At 36.5% G+C, this 5,300-nt stretch carries 7 protein-coding genes; 5 read left to right on the plus strand and 2 right to left on the minus strand.

The annotated features are described in order from the left end of the window. Nucleotides 1–122 precede the first annotated feature (122 nt). Genes FN732_RS09335 through FN732_RS09355 form a run of 5 tightly spaced genes read left to right on the plus strand, consistent with a single transcriptional unit; the run spans nt 123 to nt 4,239 of the window. Nucleotides 123–788, plus strand: coding sequence for a PilZ domain-containing protein (locus FN732_RS09335; RefSeq protein WP_142936267.1), 666 nt, complete (start codon nt 123–125; stop codon nt 786–788). A 38-nt stretch (nt 789–826) separates the two neighbouring features. Continuing rightward, nucleotides 827–1,123, plus strand: a complete 297-nt coding sequence (locus FN732_RS09340) for a hypothetical protein (protein WP_142936268.1) — start codon at nt 827–829, stop codon at nt 1,121–1,123. Nucleotides 1,124–1,174: 51 nt separating this feature from the next. Then, nucleotides 1,175–2,512 carry a flagellar hook-associated protein FlgK gene (flgK, locus tag FN732_RS09345; protein ID WP_142936269.1) on the plus strand — a complete coding sequence of 446 codons (1,338 nt, stop codon included), beginning with the start codon at nt 1,175–1,177 and terminating at the stop codon, nt 2,510–2,512. A gap of 3 nt (nt 2,513–2,515) precedes the next feature. Then, nucleotides 2,516–3,457, plus strand: a complete 942-nt coding sequence (gene flgL, locus FN732_RS09350) for a flagellar hook-associated protein FlgL (protein ID WP_142936270.1) — start codon at nt 2,516–2,518, stop codon at nt 3,455–3,457. Beyond that, complete coding sequence (locus tag FN732_RS09355; protein WP_142936271.1) at nt 3,457–4,239, plus strand: hypothetical protein; 783 nt, start codon at nt 3,457–3,459, stop codon at nt 4,237–4,239. Before flgL ends, FN732_RS09355 begins: the two co-directional genes overlap by 1 nt. Nucleotides 4,240–4,476: 237 nt before the next feature. Here FN732_RS09355 and FN732_RS09840 read toward each other — a convergent pair whose 3' ends face one another. Both FN732_RS09840 and FN732_RS09360 read right to left on the minus strand, forming a co-directional pair. Then, the gene (locus FN732_RS09840) at nt 4,477–4,722 is read right to left on the minus strand and encodes an AbrB/MazE/SpoVT family DNA-binding domain-containing protein (RefSeq protein ID WP_425456883.1); all 246 of its coding nucleotides are present in this window, start codon (nt 4,720–4,722) and stop codon (nt 4,477–4,479) included. 219 nt (nt 4,723–4,941) lie between these two features. Continuing rightward, nucleotides 4,942–5,300, minus strand: a 359-nt coding sequence (locus FN732_RS09360) for an integrase core domain-containing protein (RefSeq protein ID WP_246051373.1), incomplete at its 5' end; no start/stop codon positions are given.

Consider the following 5,300-nt stretch of genomic DNA (forward strand, 5'->3'; position numbering starts at 1 on the left):
TTTGAATTTCTTTAATTGTTTCATTGGTGGACACCTCCTTTTGTTGGAGTTCAAATCTTATTTTAGGGTGTCCACCTTCTTTCTGAACTTCAACAGTATGTTTTCACAGTAAGGAGAGGTTAATGAGCATAAAGGAAAAAATAGTTGAATGGTTAAGGGAATTAATCGATAAAAATAGACAGGTCGAGGTTCTAAGCTTCTATGACGAAGTTCCAATAAGGGTTAAAGTAAAGCCCTTATCAATTGAGAATAAATTTGTACAGTGGGAAATAGACCCAAAATTAAGATTGGCAGTAGAGGATACAGGAAAAATATTTACACAGTTTTTTGATCCAGAATACAAACAAAAGAGAAGTCTCGAAGGTAACGTTATCTATTTCAATAATAAATTCTTAGAAACTGATATGTTAAATATCTCTACTGACCCAAGGCTTTCAAGGAAAATTCTCCGTGTGAAAATTTCCGATTCCTGTCCCGTAGAGGTCTTCATAGTTAACAATGGAAGGAAGGAAAAGGTTAAAGCATGGGATATCTCCGAAGACGGTATAGGCCTAATACTCCCAAAAAACTGTGTTGATTACAATGAAAAAATTAATCTTGAACTAATTTTTCCTTTTGGAAGGATAAAAACTCAAGGAATAGTTGTTTCTAAACAGCCTTTTCAAGATGGGGAAAAGGTCGGTTTATTTTTCCCTAACTTATCACCAAAGGAGAAGGACCTGATATACAGATACATAATGAAAAGGCAGAAAGAGATACTCAAAACAATTCGTCTGTTAACGGAGTAGACATGGAACTACGAGATTTGATTGGGAGTTTAAAAAGTTTGCTGGAAAAGGAAAAGGAAATATTGATTGAATTTCCAATTAAAAATGTAGATGAATTTATGGAAATTCAAGAAAAGAAAAGGCAACTGCTTTTAGAGATTTCTAAATATTCAAAAGAAGAGCTCTCTTCCTTTCAAGAGGAGATTCTAAAAATCTCAGAGTTGAACTCTACCATTTCTGCACTTTTAATGAACCACATATCCTTCTTTGAGGAATTTGAGAAAGAACTGTTTGGAGAAAAGTTGACTTACAGAGAAAGTGAAAAAAAACAAAATCTCTTTAACGGTAGAGTCTAAATTTCAAAGTTTTTTTGCGATAATTAGTATTAGATAACTTAGGAGGAAATTATGGCTCTCTTTGGAGCTCTCTCTATAGCAAGCCAGGCTCTACTTTCACAGCAAATAGGAGTTAAAACAACAAACAGAAACATTAACAACGTCTACACTGACGGATATTCAAGGGAGGTTCCCATCCTTTCAGATTCACCTGCAGCTGGTGTTAAAGTAGAGGATATAAGGAGAGTTTTCAATAAAGCTTATTTCAAAAGACTCCTATCAAACAGTGGGGAGTATCAAAACTTAGAAACCTACAGAAATGTTCTGGAGCAAGTAGAGAGCGTATTTAACGATCAAATGGGAAGCGGCTTGTCAGAAGCTCTTAATGATTTTTTCAATTCCATGCACGACATTGCAGTTAAACCCGATGACTTAGCTGCAAGGGCCAATTTTCTTTCAGTTACAAAGACACTGGTTGGTAGAATCAGGGATTCTTACTCCTCTCTGGAGGAGATAAAAACGACAACTGAAGGACAGTTGAGGGATACCATAAATGAACTTAACCGGTTATCAGATAAGTTAAGGGATATTAATAAAAGTATGCTTCTGTACAAGGATACTCCCGACAGATTAAATCAGTACTTGGATGAGAGGGATAGAACTCTCAAGGAAATATCAAAACTCATTGATGTTAAGGTTGTTTACCTTCCCGATGAAAGGGTAAGGGTATACACGGCTAAAGGAGTTCCTCTCGTTTTAGAAACGAAGAGTTTTAACGTTTCGTACGAAAATTCAAAAATCTCTGTGAATGGTATAGATATAACAAAAGAATTACAAAAAGGGAAAATTTCTGGTTTGGCAAAAGGCATTGAACAGGTAGAGAACTACATGGAGAAGTTAAATTTACTTGTATCAACCTTTGCTGAGAAGATAAATCTGCAACACGAAGCAGGTTATGACCTTTACGGAAATACGGGAATAAAACTATTTAAATCGGACAACGGAAATCCAATCGATGCATCCAACATTACCTTAGCTTTTGATGACCCTAAGAAAGTTGCAGCGGCTTCCGACTCAAACTACCTTAGTTCAGATAACACAAATATTAAAGCTTTGATAGATTTGGGAAATCAGAAATACTCCGAACTTTCGAACCTCAGTTTCTCCGAGTACTACGGAACAGAAATAGTATCTTCAATAGGTTCTGACGTTAAGGAAGTTAAGGACTTGGTAAAAAGTTCCAAGTTTAGACTGGATGCTATAGAGGAAAAAGTCAAGGAATTCTCAAGTGTAAATATTGATGAGGAACTCATAAACTTAACAAAGTACCAAAGAGCCTACCAAGCTGCTGCACGTATAGTAACTGTTACTGATGAACTGCTTCAAACAATCTTAAGCATGAAGAGGTAAAAAATGAGAGTAACAAATCAGGAGCTCTTTGATATTCTACTTAAGTACGATAGATTGAGGAATTCTCAACTGAAAAGGGCAACTGAGGAGCTGTCTTCGGGTAAATCCCTCCTTTCCCCTTCCGATAATCCTGTTGACTTTGCAAGAAAACTTAGGTTTCAAAAGTTTATAGATAGCATTAAGAGGTTTAACAGGAACATTGATTTAACCAATTCAGTACTCAGCACAGGAGAAACCGCTTTAAACTCTGCCATAAACGTCTTGCAAGAAGCAAGAGTAAAAATAGTTCAGGTTCTCAATACCGGAACTCTCAACGGAGACGATGCAAAAGTTCTGGCAGATTACTTTAGAAAAGTGGCATCTTACGTAGTAAACATGGGAAATACTCGTGTAGGAGACTCTTATCTATTTGGTGGAGTCAAAACTCAATCCCTGCCCTTTAATAGCGATGGAACTTACAACGGAGAAACAGTTGAGACTACAGTGCCTGTTGCAAGTGGTGTTGAAGTGAACACAAACTTTAACGGTTCAGAATACTTTGGGGTTAATAGAGTTTCCAACAAAATAACAGTTGTTGAAGTTCTGAATAAAATAGCGGATATTTTGGAAAGTGGAGATTTATCACAACTTCACACCGTAACGTTAGACGTAGATTTGGGGGACGGCGTTCAAACGTTAAAACTTTTAGATGCCTTTGACAAAGGACTTTCAAAAATTATGGCCTATAGGTCTATACTTGGAAGTAAGGAAAAGATTGTTGAGGATTTAAAGAGCCAAAATGAGGCAATAGCTCTCCACTTTAAGGAACTCCAGTCAAAAATAGAGGATGCAGACTACTCCAGCGTAATTTCTGAGTACGAGAAGGCCAAAACGGCCTATCAGGCTCTTCTTGCATCGATAAATCAAACTCAGAACCTATCACTTTTAAACTACTTTGTTAAATAATGGCTCTTTTCAGCTGTTACGTAGATGTAGAGAGGTTTTTAGGAGAGTCCGTTAAGGAGTTAGTTCACTTTTTAATATGCCTCAGAAAGAAAGAAAGAATTTCTGTAATTTTGCAAATAGCCAAGTTCTTCCAGTACGTTGACCACCTTAAACAGTTCTACAAGTTTAAATCAGAAAAAAAGGAGGAATTCTTCTCCTCTCTGCCAATTTCAAGAACGGAGAAGGAGATACTCTGGAAACTTTTGGAGAACTTTTACTTGAAACACTCTGAAAACTCCTCAGGAAAACCTATTCCTCAAGATGACCTAATAGCCTTAAGAAAGGGAAGGCTCTTTGAGGAGCTCGTTTTCCACTTAGGTCCCATTAAAAAAGAAAAAGTTGACCTCCTTTCAATGCACTGTCAACCTATGGTTAACAGGGAGAGGGTAAAAATCTACTGTAGGGGGAAGGAGCTCTCTGGAAAAAACATAGATGTGGCATTCTGGGGAAGGAACTACGTTGAGGGTTATGAGTGTAAGGGAAACGTTGAGTTCTTCATAAAGTTAGGATTGAGTGGTAGCGAGAAGGCTAAAAAGGTTAGAGAAAAGATTCTCTATTTGAACCAGCTTGCGTATACGTTAAAAAGACACTTTGAAACAAAAATATACCTTGCAAGTTTCGCTCCAGAGATAGACTTAGAATGGTGCAGGAAAACTGCCCTTGAGTGGGTTAGGGAGTGCGGAGCTCCAAAGCTTGACTTTGAAATAATCACAATAGCTGACTTTCTTAAAACGATTAAATAGCTGAAAGTTAGCTAACGTTTTTAGTTAAAAATTATCGTTCCCAGAAATTGGAGTTTTTGGCTAAGTACTTTTTCAGTACCCTTTTCAATTTATCGTAAAAAAGTATATCTTCCTGCCTTTCGATACAGACACTCAATAATAAGAGCAATTGAATCTTTTCCAAAACCTTTTTAAAGTATTTTCAGAAACCCTGGCTATAAAAGATGCCTTTCTAACATTCCAATCCAAATTACGAATCTAGTCTGTAAGAATAACACCTATTACAGGACAATTAGCTGGCAGGGAAACTTTAATAGGAATAATTACCAACTTGTTATTTTCAATTTTTAACTCCCCTTCCGTATCAGGACAGAACCTAATTTTTTTAGCAAACGCTGAAGGAATTCTTACAGCCAAACTGTTTACCCATTTTTGAACTTCCCTATATTGATTTATGTATAAGATACCTTGTAGAAAACAAGGGAGTTTTTTAGAAAACCACATAAGTACTAAAGCCTAAAATCTCAAAACTTTTTGCCTAAGACAGTTTAACTCCATCTTCTGTCTTGTGAAGTTCCTTTTCGAAAGTGCTCAGAGCTTTTATACAAGCCTTTCGTTCCGCATAATCATCACAGTTCTCTCTCAAATTCCTCAAAAGTTTTGCTATACTTGATTTCAAACAGTTTTACGTATTCCTAATAAGCATAAATAAGAACATTCGTATCAAAAAAACTTTTTATCTACTTCTTGCTTCTTCCCTTTAAACTTGAAATCTTTAGTTTTTAGTCTGACACTCTTAAATTTACTGGCTAAATTTGTCAATTTGATGTTCTCGTTCAATACATGGTGGACACCCTGGAGTTTTTTAATATATTCCTCAAACTTCTCTACTGGAGTCTTATAACCAAGACCTTGATGAGGCCTAACGAAGTTGTAAAAGTTTAGATACCTAAATAACTTCCTGTTCATCTCATCAACTGTCGGCTCAGTCCCTTCTATCATCCACAGTTCCTTCTCCACCGTCTGTATGAACCTTTCAACGTGGGAATTGGTCTTGGGAGACCTCGGATAGCTGAAGTAGT

Origin of the sequence: Balnearium lithotrophicum (assembly GCF_900182585.1) — a bacterium.
GTDB classification, from domain to species: domain Bacteria; phylum Aquificota; class Aquificia; order Desulfurobacteriales; family Desulfurobacteriaceae; genus Balnearium; species Balnearium lithotrophicum.

Bases quoted from the DNA above. Each gene is read 5' to 3' on its own strand.
- FN732_RS09335 (WP_142936267.1), top strand. From the start codon at position 123: ATGAGCATAAAGGAAAAAATAGTTGAATGGTTAAGGGAATTAATCGAT.
- flgK (WP_142936269.1), top strand. From the start codon at position 1,175: ATGGCTCTCTTTGGAGCTCTCTCTATAGCAAGCCAGGCTCTACTTTCA.
- flgL (WP_142936270.1), top strand. From the start codon at position 2,516: ATGAGAGTAACAAATCAGGAGCTCTTTGATATTCTACTTAAGTACGAT.
- FN732_RS09355 (WP_142936271.1), top strand. From the start codon at position 3,457: ATGGCTCTTTTCAGCTGTTACGTAGATGTAGAGAGGTTTTTAGGAGAG.
- FN732_RS09840 (WP_425456883.1), bottom strand. From the start codon at position 4,722: ATGTGGTTTTCTAAAAAACTCCCTTGTTTTCTACAAGGTATCTTATAC.